Genomic DNA, 16,076 nt, shown 5'->3' on the forward strand with positions numbered 1-16,076 from the left:
ACGGGCGGGGGAACCGGTGGGGGAGGAACTGCTCGGCGATATCGCCGAATTCGCCGACCGGCTCTCGGGCCCGATCGGTGCGGCGCTGGCCGAGCACATCACCGACGACGAGATCGAGGCCCTCGAGGCGCGGGCGCGTGAGCTGCTGAACGATCCGGTGCTGCCGCAACCGATCAGCTCTCGCCCCATTCCCTGGCCGGCGTTCTGATCCGCGGCGGCTCCGGTCGCGTCGATCCGCCGACGTGCGGGCCGCATTCGGTGCGCGCGGCGCGCAACGGTTGACTTCGCCGGATCGGCGGCCTCGGCCGAGGTCGGATGTGGTGGCGAACACCCCGCGACGGGCCCGGTAGCCGGGGTCGGCGGGCGAGGTGCCCGCCCGGACCCTTACCCTCGAATCATGCAGTCCTGGTCCGAAATCTCCGTTCCCGCCGTCCCCGGATCCGGACCGCCGTTGCGGTTGTTCGATACCGCCGACCGGCAGGTGCGCCCGGTGTCGCCCGGAGCGACCGCCACCATGTACGTCTGCGGCATCACACCCTACGACGCCACGCATCTGGGGCATGCGGCGACCTATCTGGCCTTCGATCTGGTCAACCGGATCCTGCGCGACGCTGGCCACGAGGTGCACTACGTGCAGAACATCACCGACGTCGACGATCCGCTGTTCGAGCGGGCCGAACGCGACGGGGTGGACTGGCGCGAACTCGGCACCGGCGAGATCGAGTTGTTCCGCGAGGATATGGCCCAGCTGCGGGTGTTGCCGCCGCGCGATTACATCGGCGCGATCGAATCGGTCGGCGAGGTGGTGGAGCTGGTGGACAAGTTGCTGGCCGCCGGGGCGGCGTATGTGGTCGACGACGCCGAACACCGCGACGTCTACTTCCGCCACGACGCCACCGAACAGTTCGGCTACGAGTCCGGCTACGACCGGTCCACGATGGAGCGGCTGTTCGCCGAACGCGGCGGCGATCCGGAGCGCCCGGGTAAGCGCGACCCGATCGACGCGCTGCTGTGGCGGGCGGCGCGGCCGGGCGAGCCGTCGTGGCCGGCGCCGTTCGGCGAGGGCCGTCCGGGCTGGCATATCGAGTGTGCGGCGATCGCATTGAACCGGCTCGGTCCCGAATTCGACATTCAGGGCGGCGGCAGCGACCTGATCTATCCGCATCACGAGTATTCGGCCGCGCACGCCGAGGCGCTGGTGTCGCATCGCCGCTTCGCCCGCCACTACGTGCATGCCGGCCTGATCGGCCTGGACGGCGAGAAGATGTCCAAGTCGCGGGGCAATCTGGTGTTCGTGTCGAAGTTGCGGCGCGCCGGCGTGGATCCGTCCGCGATCCGGCTGGGCCTGTTCGCCGACCACTACCGCACCGATCGGCAGTGGTCGGATGCCGTGCTCGAGCAGGCGCAGCAGCGGCTCGCGCGCTGGCGGCAGGCGGCGGCGCTGGAGTCGGGTCCGGCGGCCGAGGAAACGGTCGCGCGGTTGCGTCAGCATCTGGCCGACGATCTGGACACCCCGAAAGCTCTTGCCGCCGTGGACAGCTGGGTGCAGCAGGCGCTGGAGTACGGCGGTCCGGACACCGCGGCGCCGGGACTGGTCCGCACGGCGGTCGACGCGCTGCTGGGCATCACCCTCTGAGCATCGGGTGACCGCCTGAGCACAGAGTGCGCGGTGCACCGGCTGCATGTTCGCAGTGAATGCAGGTGCAAGCCAACGCAACTGCGGGCCGGATAGCCGATCCGCGGGTGTCGCACCTGCGGATCGGCCGAATGCACCCGCTGCCGTCCGAAGAGAACGACCCTGTGCCCGTCACCGGGCACAGGGTGCGAGTCGGCTCGGCCGTTTTAGGCGCGGCGGTCGGCGAGTACCCACGAGGTGATCGCCACCGCGCCGGAGACCACCGCCACCGACGGCCACGCGCCGATCTTCTTGGCCAGCGGATGCGAGGCGCCCATAGCGCCCACCGAGAGCCCGGTCAGCGCGGCCGCCCCAGGAGTGCCCACCGCCGCACGCCAGCGCGGGACCGCGGCCGCGGTAGCCGCGGCGAAGACCACGCCACCGAGTTGCCGCTGTTTGGTCGCCTGGGCGAGCGCGAAACCGCCGAGCAGCCCACCGGCGGCCAGCGCCGACGTCGGCACCGAAGAAATTCCGGCCATACTCACAAACCTCCACACACTTAAACCCGAATCGGGACCGCGGCCGGATAGGATGCGCCACGACGCAGCGCCGACCGGCCGCGCCCCATTGTTCACCGTGTACACCGAGCGCCAGATGGCAGCCGGTGCAACGCACGGCGGGTCAGCCGAACAGCGGCAGCGACCCGACGACTTTGTCGACGTATTTGCGCGGCCGTGCAGCCCCGCGAGGTGGTAGTATTCGCCGAAAAAACAACGGATATGTGTAATCGGTTGGTAGATAACTATTTTCGTGCCCCGGATGCGGGTTTCGGCTGGTAGTGCTTGGCTTGGCGCTGATGGTGCTGGTCGGCGTGGTGGAGGTCGGCCTCCGTGACTGCTGAATATTCGCTCAATGTGGGGGCTTTCGCTCTTGATCGAGTGGAACGCCGTGCGCTCCGCAGCCGGACAACGCGTTGCGTCCACGGGTTCTCAGCAAGATCAACCGGCCGGCGACGATTCGAGCATTTACTAGAATAGTATTGACTAGCAAGATTGATCCCACGCATGCTCGCCTTATGCGAACGGCAGATAGCAACCTCACCGTCGAAGAGCTGGCCGCGCGAGTTGGTCTGCCCATCAGCACCGTGCGGATGTATCAGTCGAAGGGGTTGCTGCGTGCGCCGCGCCGAGTCGGACGCACCGCACGCTACGACAGCTCCCACCTGCAACGTCTCGAACTGGTGCAGCGTCTGCAGGACCGAGGCTTCTCACTCGCCTCGATTGCCGAGTTGTTGACCGCGCGCGAGCAGGGGGCGACAGTCGCTGACTTGCTCGCATTGCCGGGCGGGCCTGAGGATTGGGTACCACTCGGCGTGGGCGATATCCGATTGATGATCAAGCCGAAGGGACTGCGACCTGCCTTGCTGCGCAAGGCAACTCGGCTCGGATTGATCCGGTGGCGGCGCGGCCGTCCGCAGACGCGACGCTGGACGCTCAGCAGTGGCCTGCGGGTCGCCGAACTGGACTTGCCGCCGAGCGAGGTGCTCGATCAGATTGTCCGGCTGCGTGCACATACCGATCAAATCGCAGCCGATTTCGGCGACATCTTCGAGCGAACGCTGTGGCCCCGAATCCAAGTCGGCAGCACCGAGACCGACCAACTCGACCGGACTCGCGCCCTGCTGCAGGAGCTGACCAGCTTGGCCGAGGGAGTAGTCGTCAGCGCCTTGCGTGAATCGGTCCGGCACCTGGCCGAAGAATTCGTCGAACGACACGAGCTACTGCCCGTCGGCGGCGAACGGCCCGATTGGCTGGACCACTCGATTCCCGTACTCAGCGAGCGTCTGCTCGAAGCCCGCGAGGACGACAGCGAAGACGTGGACCAATTCCTCGCCGCCGATCATGCCCAGGAGCAGTGATGAATCCGCACCCCGCCCCCCAAATGACAAGAACTGACCAAGAACTCGGCGAACGAGTGCCACTCGGTAAGGCTGGCATGCACGGCGGGGGTATCGGGAGAATGGCCTGGACCTGGTTCGGGTACTGCTGGCACGTGATCGGGGGCGCCTTGGCCGGGTTCGCCATGTTCGTCCTCTGTGTGCTTGCGCTGGTGGGAGTGCTTTACTTCTGGGCCCTCCCGATGGGAGCAATCCTCGCGCTAGCAATCTGGGCAGCGACCGCGACCATCAGCACCATACGCATGCGCCGCCGAGGGCGGAACGCCACAACGATTCGATTCCTGGCCGGGTTCGGAATCATCCCCTGCTCCGCCGGCATAGCGGCGATCATCAGCGTATGCCTCGACGGGTGGGGCAATCCCTTCATCGGCTGATCCTCACGGCACCGCAGCAGGATCTCTCATCGAGACGGCGAAGTGGCGTCGAGAATGACGATCGGGTTCCTGCGATGGCCGGCATTGGAAGACCACCGGAGAGATGCGGCGGATCAGCGGCGCGAGATCGTGCACGTGCGAACCTCGATGATCTTCAGTCACGTCCGGCGCACGGTGGTCCTGCCGCTGGAGGGCGTCTCGCCCTGACTCGCTCCTGACCAGCCCCGGACGCGGAAGTCAGGCGGCCGCGGCGGCGCGGGCGTAGGTGTCGGCCAGTCCGGGCCAGCCGCCGGGTGAGCCGACCGCATCGCGCATGGATTCCCAGCCCTCGCCGTGGTTGCCGAAGTCGCCGTGGACGAGGGTGACGGCCGTGTGGGTGGCGTCGACGGCAGTGAAGGTGACATCGACGCGGCTGGTCAGCGCCGGGTCGGGCTGGTATTTCCAGTCCAGGGAGATGTCCCAGGAGAAGGCGAAGTGGCCGGGACGGTCCCAGACGAGAACACGGCCCCACGGGCATTCGGTGCCGTCGGCCTCGCGGCCGAACAGCCGTCCGCCGACGCGGGGTTCCACCACCACTTCCGCCAGCGGCCCCGCGCCGATGTGATGTTCCCGAGGCCACCAGCTGTCCATGCCGGTGGTGAAGACGTCGAAGGCGGTGTCGATCGGCGCCTCGACGGTGAGTTCGACGCGGACCTGGGTGTCGCTGGTTTGCTGTGTCATGACTTCTCCTCGGATGTGGTTGTGCCGCTGAGTATTTCGGCCGACAGCGGCTGCCCGGCGCGTGCCGCCGCCTCGGCCCGGTCGCGGAACGACGACATCGCCGTGGTCCAGAACCGGGTGAAGTAGCCGCGCAGTGCGTCGATGCCGTTCGGGTCGAGCCGGTAGATCCGGCGGGTGCCGATCGCCTCGTCGAGTACCAGCCCCGCCTGTTTGAGCACCTTCAGGTGCTGGGAGACCGCCGGACGGCTGACCGGGAGTTCGGCGGCCAGCTCGCCGACCGCGCAGGGTCCGCGCCCGAGTCGTTCGAAAATCGCTCGCCGGGTCGGGTCCCCGAGAGCGTCGAGCGCACCATCTTGGTAAGTCCCCACGAACCGTAAGTGTAGACTTACGTAATGCAGATCACAAGTCTTTGACGCCTCGAAAGAGCGGGTGATTAATTGTCTCGAGACGCAACAAGGAGGTTGTCGGTGTCGCCATTGCCGGGATCGGATCGAATCCGCGCCGCACGCACCAAGCTCGAGGCGGGAAGTGCCCTGTTCGCGGCCGTGCGCAAAGATCCGCGCATCGCCCGTGACCTGATCACCGGCCTGGTCGGCGCCGCCCGATCACAGCCCGCCCCCGAGGCCGTGCACGCCGAAGAGGCGGACGGTTACCTCACGCCCGCCGGGGTGAGCGACTACGCCAAATCCGCGCACGCCCGCCGCAGCATGGCCGTGGCACCCGACACGGTGGCCGCTTATCTGTCGGATCTGAGCCGGCTGGCCGACTGGTTCACCCTGCACGCCGGCTGGCGCGGCCAAGCCCCCGGCGCCGTCCGGGAGGGCCTGACCTTCACACAGCAGGCGCTGGTGATGGGCATCCCTGCCGAGTTGCGCTGGACGGTCGTCGAGGCCGGTGAGCGCGGTTTCGCCCTGGCCGGGGAGGGCCCGCAGGGCGTGCGGCTGGGATATTGGCTGACCGTCGCCGGTTCCGGCAATCAGACAACGGTGTATTTCGATGCCGGGCTGGGCGGCCCGCCGGTCGAGGGCCCGCTGGGCGCGTCGGTGGCCCGCAGCCTCGGCGAGGCGATGGAGCAGTCCCTGGCCCGGCTGCCGGAAGCGATCGCCGCGGCCGGGCCGGTGAAAAAGCGTGCGGCGCAGCCCATCCGGCACCGTGCCTCAGGCACTGATATCGATCCGCGAACCCCCGTATTGGTGGGCGTCGGGCAGATCACCCAGCGCACACCGGATTCCGGTTACGGTGATCCGGCCGCGCTCGCGGTCACCGCGTTGCGCCGCGCCGCGGCCGACAGCGGAGCAGGGGAGGACCTGCTGCGCCGCGCGGACGCGGTGTTCGCGGTGGCGTGCACGTCGTGGCAGTACCGCGATATGGGCGCGGTGGTCGCGCAGCGATTGGGCGTGGCCGGTATCGACACCGCGCAGTCGAGTCCCTTCGGCGGCGACGGCGGTCAGCTGGTGATCAACGAGGCCGCGGCGGCGATCGCAGCCGGTGACTACGACATGGTCCTGGTCACCGGCGCGGAGGCCGGAGCGACACAGGCCGCCGCGCAGCGCGCCGGTGTCGAGCTGTCCTGGCCGCAGCAGGATTCCGAGGTCGCGCCGACCCGATCGATCGGTATCGACAAGCCGGCCAACAATCCGGCCGAGACGGCGGCGGGCCTGATCGCGCCGATCAATATGTACGCCCTGCTGGAGTCGGCGAACCGGCATCGGCTCGGCCGCAGTCCCGGCGATCACGCCAAGGCCGTGGCCGAACTCTGGTCGCGGCTGTCGGCGGTGGCCGCGCGCAACGAATATGCCTGGCAGCCAGAGGAATTCGATGCCGATCGGATCGCCACCCCCGGTCCGGACAATCGCATGGTCTCCACGCCCTACACCAAGCTGGAATGCGCGAATCTGACCGTCGATATGGCCAGCGGCATCGTGATGTGCAGTGCCGCGGCCGCGCAGGAGGCCGGAATCGCGCAGGACAAGTGGATATTCATCCACGCCGGTGCCTCCGGCCACGACGAGTGGTTCACCAGTGAACGCGCCGAGCTGGCCGCCTCACCGGCGATCGCGACGCTGGGCCGGGCGGTGCTCGAACACAGCGGTATCGGTGTCGACGCGCTGACCCATGTGGATCTCTACGCGTGTTTCCCGGTGGCGGTGCAGATCGCGGCGCGCGAATTGGGGCTGGCGATCGACGATCCGGCACGTCCGCTGTCGGTGACCGGCGGGCTGACCTTCGGCGGCGGTCCGGGCAACAATTACGGCGGCCACGCGGTGGCGACGATGGTGGCGCGGTTGCGGGCGGAACCGGGCACCTTCGGCCTGGCGAGTTCGCTGGGCTGGTATGTCACCAAACACGCCCTGGGCGTGTATTCGTCGCTGCCGCCCGCCCAGCCCTACCGGCATCTGCGCCCGGTCATCGAGAATCCGCCGGCGCGTCCGGCCCGCGGCACCCACGACGGTCCGGCGGTGGTGGAGGCCTACACCGTCGCCTATGCCCGCGACGGGCAGCCGGAAGCGGCGATCCTGAGCCTGATCGAACCCGCGGGCGGCCGAATCCTGCTGCGCAACAACGATGCCGAGCTGATCGCGGAACTGGTCGACGGCGATCTGCTGGGCCTGCCGGTGACGGTATCCGGCCACGACATCAGCGTCGAGGGCCGCGAACGGGTGGAATTGCCTGCCCCGCCCGCACCACCGGTACTCGTGGAGCGGCGCGGCCCGATCACGATCATCACGCTGAACCGCCCGCAGGTGCGCAATGCGGTGAATCTGGCCACCGCCCTCGGACTGGAACGGGCCCTGGACGCCTACGAGGCCGATCCGTCGGCGCAGGTCGCGATCATCACCGGCGCGGGCGGATATTTCTGCGCCGGAATGGATCTCAAGGCCGCCGCGCGCGGTGAGACACCGATGACCGAGAAGCGCGGCCCGCTCGGTATCACCGCGCAGCCGCCGGTGAAGCCGTTGATCGCGGCGGTCGAGGGGCCTGCTCTGGCCGGCGGCTGCGAGCTGGCGCTGGCCGCGGATCTGGTGGTGGCGGCCCAGGATTCGACGTTCGGGATCCCGGAAGTCAAACGCGGACTGGTGGCCGTCGGCGGTGGCGTGTTGCGGCTGGCGCAGCGGTTGCCGCGTGCGGTGGCGATGGAGCTGGCGCTGACCGGTGATTCGATCTCCGCCGACCGCGCGGCGGCGCTGGGACTGGTCAATCAGGTGACCGAATCGGGGAAGGCGCTCGACGCCGCGCTGGAGCTGGCGCAGCGGATCGCGGTGAACGCGCCGTTGAGTCTGGCGGCGAGCAAACGCATCATCGACGAATCACCGGACTGGTCCACCGATGTCGCGTTCACCCGCCAGCTCGAGGTGTCGGGCAGTGCGCTGGCGTCGGAGGATGCGGCCGAGGGTGTGCTGGCGTTCGCGCAGAAGCGCACGCCGGAGTGGAAGGGCCGCTGAGCAGCGCCACGCGCACGGCCGCAACCGGTGCCGGTTGCGGCCGTGGCATTCACGCGGTCAGAGCGGTGTAGGCGTCCGCGTAGAACACCGACTTGATCGAGCCCAGGGTGCCCTGATCCTTGGCACCCAGCGGGGCCAGCAGCGCGGCGGCGGTGTCGACCTCCGTGCCCGCGGCGGCGGTGGCGTCGACCAGGCCGTATTCGTGTGCCTCGACCCCGCCGAATCGGCGGCCGGTGAGTACGGCGGCGGTGACGGCTTCCGCCGACAGCTTCGCCCGAACGAGCGCGGCCAGCGCCGGGGTGAACGGGACGTGGATGTCGACCTCGGGGAAGCAGAAGTAGCCGCGATCGGCGCGCATGACGCGCTGGTCGTGCGCGAGGGCGAGCATGGCGCCGGCGCCGAAGGCGTGGCCGGGCAGTGCCGCCACACTCGGTACCGGCAGCGTCAGCACGCGCGCCAGCAGACTCTGCACCTGTTCGACGTACCACGGCGTGCGGTCGCCGTTGGCGCTCAACCAGTCCAGGTCGAGTCCGTTGGAGTAGAACTTGCCGCCGGCGGTGGTGATCAATCCGGTGGCGCCGTCGGCGAGCACGGTGTCGAGATGAGTGTCCACGGCGGCGAGGAACTCGGGTGAGAAACGGTTCTCGTCCGTGCCGAGATCGAGGACGGCGACGCTGTCACGGTAGGTGAGGGTGGGGGACATCGGGTCTCCTTCGGTTTTTCGGTGATGGCGGTTTTTGTGCGGGTCACCGTTTCGGTGGTGGCCCGGCGGTGACGGCGGCACGGACGGCCGCCCGCAACCGCATGCGGGTGTCGGGGTCGGCGAGGCGGTCGCGCGACAGCAGCAGCGCGGTGGGCAGATCGACGATGCAGGCGGTGATCACCTCGACCGCGCGCCGATCCTCGCGTTGCCACAGGTGCGCCGACAGCCTCCGCATCACCGCGACGAGCCCGCGGTGTTGTGCGCGGACCTCGGCGGCCACACTCTCGGGCAGCTCCGCGGCCAGGACCTCGTCGTGGCGCAGCATCGACACCAGGCGCGAGGAGGCCGGATACCGTTCGGCGAACTCCGCGGGCGCCTCGGCCGCGCGCACGACCGCCTGCACGGCGGCATCGCTGCCGGAACCGTCGGCCAGCGCCGCGTCGACGAGTTCGTTCTGTACGTCGAGGAACCGGCGCGCGGCGCGAATCCACATGCGCGCCACCAGTTCCGCGCGCGAGCCGAAACTGTGGTAGATCGCCCCGTTCGACATCCCGCTGGCAGCCGCGACCGCGCGGATGGTCACCGCCGGCACACCGGCGGCCACGGCGAGCGCTTCGGCATGGTCGACAACGACATCGAGATCGTGAATGCGAGGGCGGGGCACATCCTCACCGTAACAGAGCAACTGCTCTATTACTCGGTGTTGTGCGCCACTCCGGCGAGGCCGCCGACATCGCGGTCCGTGATGATCCGAGGCGCTGCGCGGCGGCGAGCGCGCCGGTAGTGTCGCGCTCATGTGTGCTGCACCTTCGCCCGACCGATTCCGCACCGCATTGGTACTGGGCGGTGGCGGCCCCGTCGGGATCGCGTGGATGGCGGGGGTGATGGTCGGATTGCGTGCCGCCGGGCTCGATCCCGCGCGCGTCGACCGGATCGTGGGCACGTCGGCGGGTTCGGTGGTCGGCGCGGTGCTCGCGGCCGGAGGAGATCTGGAACACCTGGGCGCCACCCGGGCGCCCGGCGGTGAATCGTTCGCGCCGGATCCGCGGCGGCTCGCCGAGATCTTCTCGCTGCGGACCTCGGGCGGCGACGCCCGCGAAATCCGCCGCCGCATGGGCGAATTGGCGCTGGCCGCCGATGCCGGACATCCCGGCGACCACGTCGAGCGGATCGCCCGGCTGGCCGGTGTCACCGAATGGCCGGATGCCGACCTGCGTGTCACCACCATCGATATCGGCACCGGCGAACTACAGGTGTGGACCCGCGACACGGCGGCGACGTTGCCGCAGGCGCTGGCCGCGAGTACTTCGGTGCCGGGAGTCTTCCCGCCGATACCGATCGGCGAATCCCGCTACTTCGACGGCGGCGTGCGCTCGGCCCTCAATGCCGACCTGGCCGCCGGCGCGGAGATCGTGGTGATCATGGAACCGCTCGCGCACATGTTCCCCCGCACCCGCGCCGACAGCGCACACGGCGCGGCGACCGAGATCTCGCTCGCCCCCGACGCCGACGCGGTGGCCGTGTTCGGCTTCGACGTGTTCAACCCGGCCGCGTTGACTCCCGCCTATGAGGCCGGCCTGCGCCAATCAGCGGATGCGGCAAAACAATTGGTCGACGTCGGATTCGATGCCTGAGACCGGCGCCTGAAAACCGACGCCTCGCGCCGGGGCCTCGGATATCCGGCTCAGCTGCCGACCGCACCCAACCCGTGCTGCGGCAGTTCGGGCAGCGCGGTGCGGTAGAGCCAGCTGTCCCACAGCTCGCGCAGGGGTGCGGGGCTGTAGTGGCCGGCGAGGTCGGTGAAGTCCTCGGCGGCGACGGTGCCGTAGCGGTGCCGGGCGGTCCAGTCGCGCAGCAGGGTGAAGAAGGCGTCGTCGCCGAGGCGCAGGCGCAGCGCGTGCAGGGTGAGGGCGCCGCGTTTGTAGACTCGGTCGTCGAACATCGATGCCGGTCCGGGGTCGCCGATCACGAGGTCCTGCGGGGCCCGGGAGAGGTTCTGGCGGGCGGCACGGGCCAGCTGGTCGGCGCTGGGTCCGCCGCCGGCCTGGGACCAGATCCATTCGGCGTAGCAGGCGAACCCCTCGTGCAGCCAGATGTCGCGCCATTGCCGCACGGTGAGGCTGTTGCCGAACCACTGGTGGGCCAGTTCGTGCGCGATGAGCCGTTCCGCGCCGCGCTGCCCGTCGCAGTGGTTGGCGCCGAAGATCGACAATCCCTGTGCCTCGATGGGGATTTCGAGGTCGTCGTCGGTGACGACCACGGTGTAGCCGTGGAACGGGTAGGGCCCGAACCGGCGCTCGAATTCGGCCATCATCTGTGGTTGCCGGGCGAAGTCGTGGTCGAAGGCGGTGCGCAGCCGCGGCGGCAGCACCGCGGTCATCGGCACCTTCGTGGCGCGTCCGGCGTCGATGCGTTGCGACCGGTAGGGCCCGATCTGAATGGTGGCCAGGTAGGAGGCCATCGGCTCGGACTGCTCGTACACCCAGGTGGTCTGGCTGGATTTGGTGGTGCGGGCGGTGAGCACGCCGTTGGCGAGTGCGTGGTACGGGGAGTCGGTGGTGATCGAAATCCGGTAGCTGGCCTTGGAACTGGGGTGATCGTCGCACGGGAACCACGACGCCGCGCCGTTGGGCTGGCTCGCTACCAGGACGCCGTCGGTGAGTTCCTCCCAGCCGACCTCACCCCACGGTCCGCGCACCGGTTTCGGGGTGCCGCCGTAGTGCACCACGATCGACAGTGCCGCTCCCGCGGGGACCTGCCGGGCGGGTGTGATCGTCAGCTTCCCGCGGGTGTGGGTGTATTTGGCGGGTTTGGCGCCGTCGACGAAAACCTTTGCCACACTGAGTGTCTGCGACAGATCCAGCGCGAAGCGCGGCTGCACCGCGGTGGTCACCGCCGTGATGGTGGCTCGCCCGGTCAGCCGGTTGGCGGCGATCTTGTACCCCAGATCCAGTTCGTAGCGTGAGACCCGGTAGCCGCGGTTGCCGTTCTGCGGCAGATAGTCGTCGATCGGCGCCTCGGCGCCACCTCTACCCAGTTTCATCGACGACCTGCCTTCACTTGCCGCGCCGGGTATCCGGCCACGGCGCAATCGGATTGCCCTGCCACCGGGTCGACGGCGGGACGGTGTCTCCGCGCATCACCAGCGACGCCGGGCCCACCGTCGCACCGGCGCCGATGCGCGCCGCCGGCAGTGCCACACAGTGCGGGCCGAGGGTGGCACCGGCGTCGAGGGTCACGCTGTCCATGGACATGATCCGATCATGGAACAGATGTGTTTGCACGACACAGCCGCGTTCTACGGTCGCCCCGTCGCCGAGGCTGACCAGATCGGCCTCGGGCAGCCAGTACGATTCGCACCACACTCCGCGTCCGATGCGCGCGCCGAGCCCGCGCAGCCAGATGTTCATCACCGCGGTGCCGGTGGCCGCGCGCGCGAACCACGGCGCGGCAACGGTTTCCACGAACGCGTCGCACACTTCGTTGCGCCACACGAACGAACTCCACAGCGGATGTTCCACCCGCTGGATACGGCCGACGATCAGCCATTTCGCCGCCACCGCGCACGCCCCGGCGACCGCACCGGCGATCAGCAGCACCACACCGGAACACAGGGCGGCCAGCCAATATCCGGGCCCGGATGCCAGCCAGGCCAGTGTGAACAGCACACCCAGGCCGATGCCGAAGCTGAGGATCACGGGAACGAGCCGGCAGGTCTCCACCAGCGCGCGGGCCAGTTTGAGTTTCAGCGGCGGGTCGAAGGTGCGGGCGGTGTCGGAATCGCCGGCGGTGCGGCGCAACCGCACCGGCGGGCTGCCCAGCCACGACGAACCCGCTTTCGCCTTCTCCGGAGCCGCCGACAACACCGCCACCAAACCGTTCTTGGGCACCCGACGTCCGGGTGCGGTCATCCCGGAGTTACCCAGAAAGGCCCGCTTTCCCACCTTGGCGCCGCCGATGTGCATCCAGCCGCCGCCGAGTTCGTAGCCGGCGATCATGGTGTCGTCGGCGAGGAACGCCCCGTCGGCGACCTTGGTGAATTTCGGCAGCAGCAGCACCGTCGACGCCTCGACGCCCTTGCCGACGTCGGCGCCGAGCAGCCGCAGCCACAGCGGGGTGAGCAGACTGGCATACAGCGGGAACAGGAAGGTGCGCGCGGAGTCGGTGAGCCGTTCGGTGGCCCACGCCTGCCAGCCGACGCGGCTGCGCACCGGATGGTAGCCCTCGGTCAATCCGATCGAGAGCACCCGGATGGCGACGACGGTCACGGCGGCGAAGACGGCGAGCACGATCAGCGCGGCCACCGGCAGCATCAGCATCGCGTGCGCCAGTGCCCCGGTCAGGGTGGTTTCGTCGCGGATCCACCAGGCCAGCAGCAGTCCGCCCGCGGCGAGGGCGATCACCGGCAGCGCCGACAGCAGCATCGAGGTCACCCCGAAGGCGAGCACCCAGTGCAGCGCGCGCGGCGGTGTGGTGGCGGGCCAGCGATGTTCAGCAGGACCGACTTTCACCGCGGGTGATCCGGCCCAGCTCTGTCCGGCCTTCACCTTCCCGAACACGGCCGAGCCGGGTTCGATGACGGCGTTCTTGCCGATCACCGCGCCGGGCATCACCGTGGAGCGGGAACCGACCACCGCACCGGGCCCGATGCGGATCTCCCCGATGTGCACGAGGTCGCCGTCGATCCAGTATCCGGCCAGGTCCACTTCCGGTTCGACGCTGCACCCGTCGCCGAGTTCGAGCATCCCGGTGACCGGCGGCAGCGTGTGCAGGTCGACACCGTGCCCGATGCGTGCCCCGAGCGCGCGGGCGAACGGCACCATCCACGGTGCGCCGGACAGATTTTCCGCGCCCGCCGCCTCGGCCATGCGCACCGCCGTCCACAGGCGCAGATGGACCGAGCCGCCGCGTGGGTAGCTGCCGGGGCGCACGCCGCGTAGCAGCAGCCGGGCGCCGGCCACACAGATCGTCATCCGGCCGGGCGGTGAGATGAACAGGGCGAATCCGGCCAGCGCCCACCACCACGACAGTCCCGGCATCCACGGCAGCGCACCGAAGCGGGAGGCGATGTTGGTGACCACGCCGAGCCAGGTCAGCCATTGCAGGCCGGTGAGGGTGGTCAGTGGCACCGAGGCCAGCACCTGGACCCATTGCGCGCGCCGTGGTGTCGGGGTGACGTGGCGGGTGGGTGCCTGTTCGGACGGTGCGGCGGCGTCGATGAATTCGGCCAGCGCGCCCAGGCGCGGATGGTCGTAGAGGTCGGCGACGGTGATCTGCGGCAGCCGTTCGCGCAGCGCGGTGACCAGTTGCGCCGCCGACAGCGAACCGCCACCGAGGTCGAAGAAGTCCGAATCCAGGCCGTCGATGTCGGCGCCGAGCACCGAATACCACAGTCCCGCAAGCCAATACGCGGTGCCGTCCAATCCCGCGCCGGGTTCGCCGTCGGCGCCGGGCAGTGGCCACGGCAGCGCGTCACGGTCGACCTTTCCGGAGGTGCGCGTGGGCAATTCGTCGAGTACGGCCAGGCGGGGCACGAGGGCGGCGGGCAGTCGTTCGGCGAGCAGTTCCCGCGCGCGCGGCAGGTCGATGTCGTCGTCGCCGGTGGACAGGTAGCCGACGAGGATCGGGGTGCCGGTGGCGGTGGTGCGGACGGCGGCCGCGGCGGCGGTGACGCCGGGCAGATGTTGCAGCGCGGCGTCGAGTTCGCCGAGTTCGATCCGCCGTCCGCCGACTTTGACCTGGTCGTCGGCGCGGCCGAGGAAGATCAGCCCGGCGGGGTCGTTGCGCACCATATCGCCGGAGCGGTAGGCGCGCTGCCATCCGAGGGTCGGCATCGGCGCGTATTTCTCGGCGTCCTTGGCCGGGTCGAGGTAGCGGGCCAGTCCGACGCCGCCGATGACCAGTTCACCGGATTCCCCGTCGGGGACAGGCGTGCCGTCGGCGTCGACGACGGCCAGATCCCAGCCGTCCAACGGTAATCCGATGCGCACCGGCGGGGTGCCGGTGAGCTGCGCCGCGCACGCCACCACGGTGGCCTCGGTGGGCCCGTAGGTGTTCCACACCTCGCGGTCGTCGGTGCCGGCGAGCCGTTCGGCCAGTTCCGGGGGGACCGCTTCGCCGCCGAAGATCAGCAGCCGCACCGCGTCGAGCGCCTCGGCCGGCCACATGGCGGCCAGGGTGGGCACGGTGGACACGATGCTGATCTCGCGGCGCACCAGCCACGGCCCCAGATCCATCCCACTGCGCACCAGCGCGCGCGGCGCCGGGACCAGGCATGCGCCGTGCCGCCACGCCAGCCACATCTCCTCGCAGGAGGCGTCGAAGGCCACCGACAGTCCGGCCAGCACCCGGTCACCGGGCCCGATCGGCTCCTGCTGCAAGAACATTCGCGCTTCGGCGTCGACGAAGGCCGCGGCGTTGCGGTGGGTGACCGCGACGCCTTTGGGGGTTCCGGTGGAGCCGGAGGTGAAGATGATCCACGCGTCGTCGTCGACGGTGGGGCCGGTCGCGTCGGAATCGGCTGCCACCCGGTCGTCGTCGCGGCGCGTGGCGGTGCCTTCCGGTCCGGCGGCAGTGTCGTCTCGCCGGGTTGTGGGGGTGTCGTCTCGCGGTATGGCGGTGATGCCCTCGGCGGTGACGACCGCGGCGACCGCGGCCTCGCCGAAGACCAGCTCGGCGCGTTCCTCCGGATCGTCGGCGTCGACGGGCACGTAGGCGGCCCCGGCGTGCAGGACGGCGAGGATGGTCACGTACAGCCGCGCGGTTCCCGACGGGATCCGCACGCCGACCCGGTCGCCGCGACGGATACCCGCCGCCCGCAGCTCGGCCACCGACGCGTCGATCACCGCGAGCAACTCCTGGTACGTCAGCATCTCGGTGCCGTCGTCGACGGCATCGGCGTCGGGGTATGCGTGTGCTGTTTCGGCGAGGATGTCGACCAGTGTCCGGGGCTGTGCCGCCGCGGCCCCGCGCAGCAGCGACGAGACCGGAGCGTGCGCCGTGCGCTGCCCGGAGTCCGGGTCGCCGGCCTCGGGGGCCGATTGCCCGTCCGTGCCGGTCACCGTCCGGCCGGAGGGGCTGACATCTGCGCCGGTTCGGGAGTCGGTCACGGTCCCGGAATCCGTGCGTGATTCTGCGTCCGTCGAGGCTTCGAAGTCCGTCACGGCTGCTGCGTCCGTCGCGGCTTCAAAGTCCGTCGCGGCCGCGGAGTCTGTGAGTGCTTCGGAGTCCGGCAGGCCTTCGGGGGGCTCACCATTCGTGTCGC

At 69.6% G+C, this 16,076-nt stretch carries 13 protein-coding genes and 1 pseudogene; 7 read left to right on the plus strand and 7 right to left on the minus strand.

Features of this window, described 5'->3' with window-relative positions:
- Positions 1-208: pseudogene (locus C8258_RS33030) on the plus strand (phosphatidylinositol kinase); the annotation flags it as partial.
- A gap of 189 nt (positions 209-397) precedes the next feature.
- The gene (gene mshC, locus C8258_RS30490; protein ID WP_106958080.1) at positions 398-1,636 is read left to right on the plus strand and encodes a cysteine--1-D-myo-inosityl 2-amino-2-deoxy-alpha-D-glucopyranoside ligase; all 1,239 of its coding nucleotides are present in this window, start codon (positions 398-400) and stop codon (positions 1,634-1,636) included.
- A 206-nt stretch (positions 1,637-1,842) separates the two neighbouring features.
- Here mshC and C8258_RS30495 read toward each other — a convergent pair whose 3' ends face one another.
- The gene (locus tag C8258_RS30495) at positions 1,843-2,154 is read right to left on the minus strand and encodes a hypothetical protein (protein WP_199195903.1); all 312 of its coding nucleotides are present in this window, start codon (positions 2,152-2,154) and stop codon (positions 1,843-1,845) included.
- A 536-nt stretch (positions 2,155-2,690) separates the two neighbouring features.
- Here C8258_RS30495 and C8258_RS30500 point away from each other — a divergent pair.
- From C8258_RS30500 to C8258_RS32735, 3 genes are all read left to right on the plus strand, one after another.
- Positions 2,691-3,533, plus strand: a complete 843-nt coding sequence (locus C8258_RS30500) for a MerR family transcriptional regulator (protein ID WP_106958081.1) — start codon at positions 2,691-2,693, stop codon at positions 3,531-3,533.
- Between the two features lie 101 nt (positions 3,534-3,634).
- The gene (locus C8258_RS33445) at positions 3,635-3,946 is read left to right on the plus strand and encodes a hypothetical protein (protein WP_233225444.1); all 312 of its coding nucleotides are present in this window, start codon (positions 3,635-3,637) and stop codon (positions 3,944-3,946) included.
- A gap of 54 nt (positions 3,947-4,000) precedes the next feature.
- Positions 4,001-4,153, plus strand: a complete 153-nt coding sequence (locus tag C8258_RS32735; protein ID WP_158271333.1) for a hypothetical protein — start codon at positions 4,001-4,003, stop codon at positions 4,151-4,153.
- Between the two features lie 30 nt (positions 4,154-4,183).
- Here C8258_RS32735 and C8258_RS30510 read toward each other — a convergent pair whose 3' ends face one another.
- Both C8258_RS30510 and C8258_RS30515 read right to left on the minus strand, forming a co-directional pair.
- A complete protein-coding gene (locus C8258_RS30510; RefSeq protein WP_106958083.1) occupies positions 4,184-4,666 on the minus strand; it encodes an SRPBCC family protein in 483 nt (160 codons plus the stop codon).
- Positions 4,663-5,034 (minus strand): helix-turn-helix transcriptional regulator, encoded by a 372-nt coding sequence (locus C8258_RS30515; protein WP_106958084.1) that lies wholly within the window; start codon positions 5,032-5,034, stop codon positions 4,663-4,665. The genes C8258_RS30510 and C8258_RS30515 overlap by 4 nt, the downstream gene beginning before the upstream one ends.
- Before the next feature lie 99 nt (positions 5,035-5,133).
- On the opposite strand from C8258_RS30515, the gene C8258_RS30520 reads away from it, so the two are divergent.
- Complete coding sequence (locus C8258_RS30520; RefSeq protein WP_233225445.1) at positions 5,134-8,109, plus strand: crotonase/enoyl-CoA hydratase family protein; 2,976 nt, start codon at positions 5,134-5,136, stop codon at positions 8,107-8,109.
- Between the two features lie 49 nt (positions 8,110-8,158).
- Here the strand turns inward: C8258_RS30520 and C8258_RS30525 are convergent, their stop codons facing one another.
- Positions 8,159-8,812: an enoyl-CoA hydratase-related protein gene (locus C8258_RS30525; protein ID WP_106958086.1), complete on the minus strand. Its 654-nt coding sequence runs from the start codon at positions 8,810-8,812 to the stop codon at positions 8,159-8,161.
- Positions 8,813-8,855: 43 nt separating this feature from the next.
- A complete protein-coding gene (locus C8258_RS30530; protein ID WP_106958087.1) occupies positions 8,856-9,476 on the minus strand; it encodes a helix-turn-helix domain-containing protein in 621 nt (206 codons plus the stop codon).
- Positions 9,477-9,606: 130 nt separating this feature from the next.
- Here C8258_RS30530 and C8258_RS30535 point away from each other — a divergent pair, with 130 nt between their 5' ends.
- Positions 9,607-10,446, plus strand: coding sequence for a patatin-like phospholipase family protein (locus C8258_RS30535; RefSeq protein ID WP_106958088.1), 840 nt, complete (start codon positions 9,607-9,609; stop codon positions 10,444-10,446).
- Positions 10,447-10,496: 50 nt separating this feature from the next.
- On the opposite strand, the gene C8258_RS30540 is transcribed toward C8258_RS30535, so the two are convergent.
- Together C8258_RS30540 and C8258_RS30545 are read right to left on the minus strand one after the other, a co-directional pair.
- Positions 10,497-11,855 (minus strand): M1 family metallopeptidase, encoded by a 1,359-nt coding sequence (locus C8258_RS30540; protein WP_106958089.1) that lies wholly within the window; start codon positions 11,853-11,855, stop codon positions 10,497-10,499.
- A gap of 13 nt (positions 11,856-11,868) precedes the next feature.
- Positions 11,869-15,921 (minus strand): Pls/PosA family non-ribosomal peptide synthetase, encoded by a 4,053-nt coding sequence (locus C8258_RS30545; RefSeq protein WP_369974848.1) that lies wholly within the window; start codon positions 15,919-15,921, stop codon positions 11,869-11,871.
- Between the last annotated feature and the right edge of the window lie 155 nt (positions 15,922-16,076).

It is taken from the genome of Nocardia sp. MDA0666 (assembly GCF_003023875.1).
Lineage (GTDB): Bacteria > Actinomycetota > Actinomycetes > Mycobacteriales > Mycobacteriaceae > Nocardia > Nocardia aobensis.

Coding starts and splice junctions, on each gene's coding strand:
- C8258_RS30500 (WP_106958081.1), top strand. CDS start 2,691: ATGCGAACGGCAGATAGCAACCTCACCGTCGAAGAGCTGGCCGCGCGA.
- C8258_RS33445 (WP_233225444.1), top strand. CDS start 3,635: ATGGCCTGGACCTGGTTCGGGTACTGCTGGCACGTGATCGGGGGCGCC.
- C8258_RS30540 (WP_106958089.1), bottom strand. CDS start 11,855: ATGAAACTGGGTAGAGGTGGCGCCGAGGCGCCGATCGACGACTATCTG.
- C8258_RS30510 (WP_106958083.1), bottom strand. CDS start 4,666: ATGACACAGCAAACCAGCGACACCCAGGTCCGCGTCGAACTCACCGTC.
- C8258_RS30495 (WP_199195903.1), bottom strand. CDS start 2,154: ATGGCCGGAATTTCTTCGGTGCCGACGTCGGCGCTGGCCGCCGGTGGG.
- mshC (WP_106958080.1), top strand. CDS start 398: ATGCAGTCCTGGTCCGAAATCTCCGTTCCCGCCGTCCCCGGATCCGGA.
- C8258_RS30525 (WP_106958086.1), bottom strand. CDS start 8,812: ATGTCCCCCACCCTCACCTACCGTGACAGCGTCGCCGTCCTCGATCTC.
- C8258_RS30535 (WP_106958088.1), top strand. CDS start 9,607: ATGTGTGCTGCACCTTCGCCCGACCGATTCCGCACCGCATTGGTACTG.
- C8258_RS32735 (WP_158271333.1), top strand. CDS start 4,001: ATGACGATCGGGTTCCTGCGATGGCCGGCATTGGAAGACCACCGGAGA.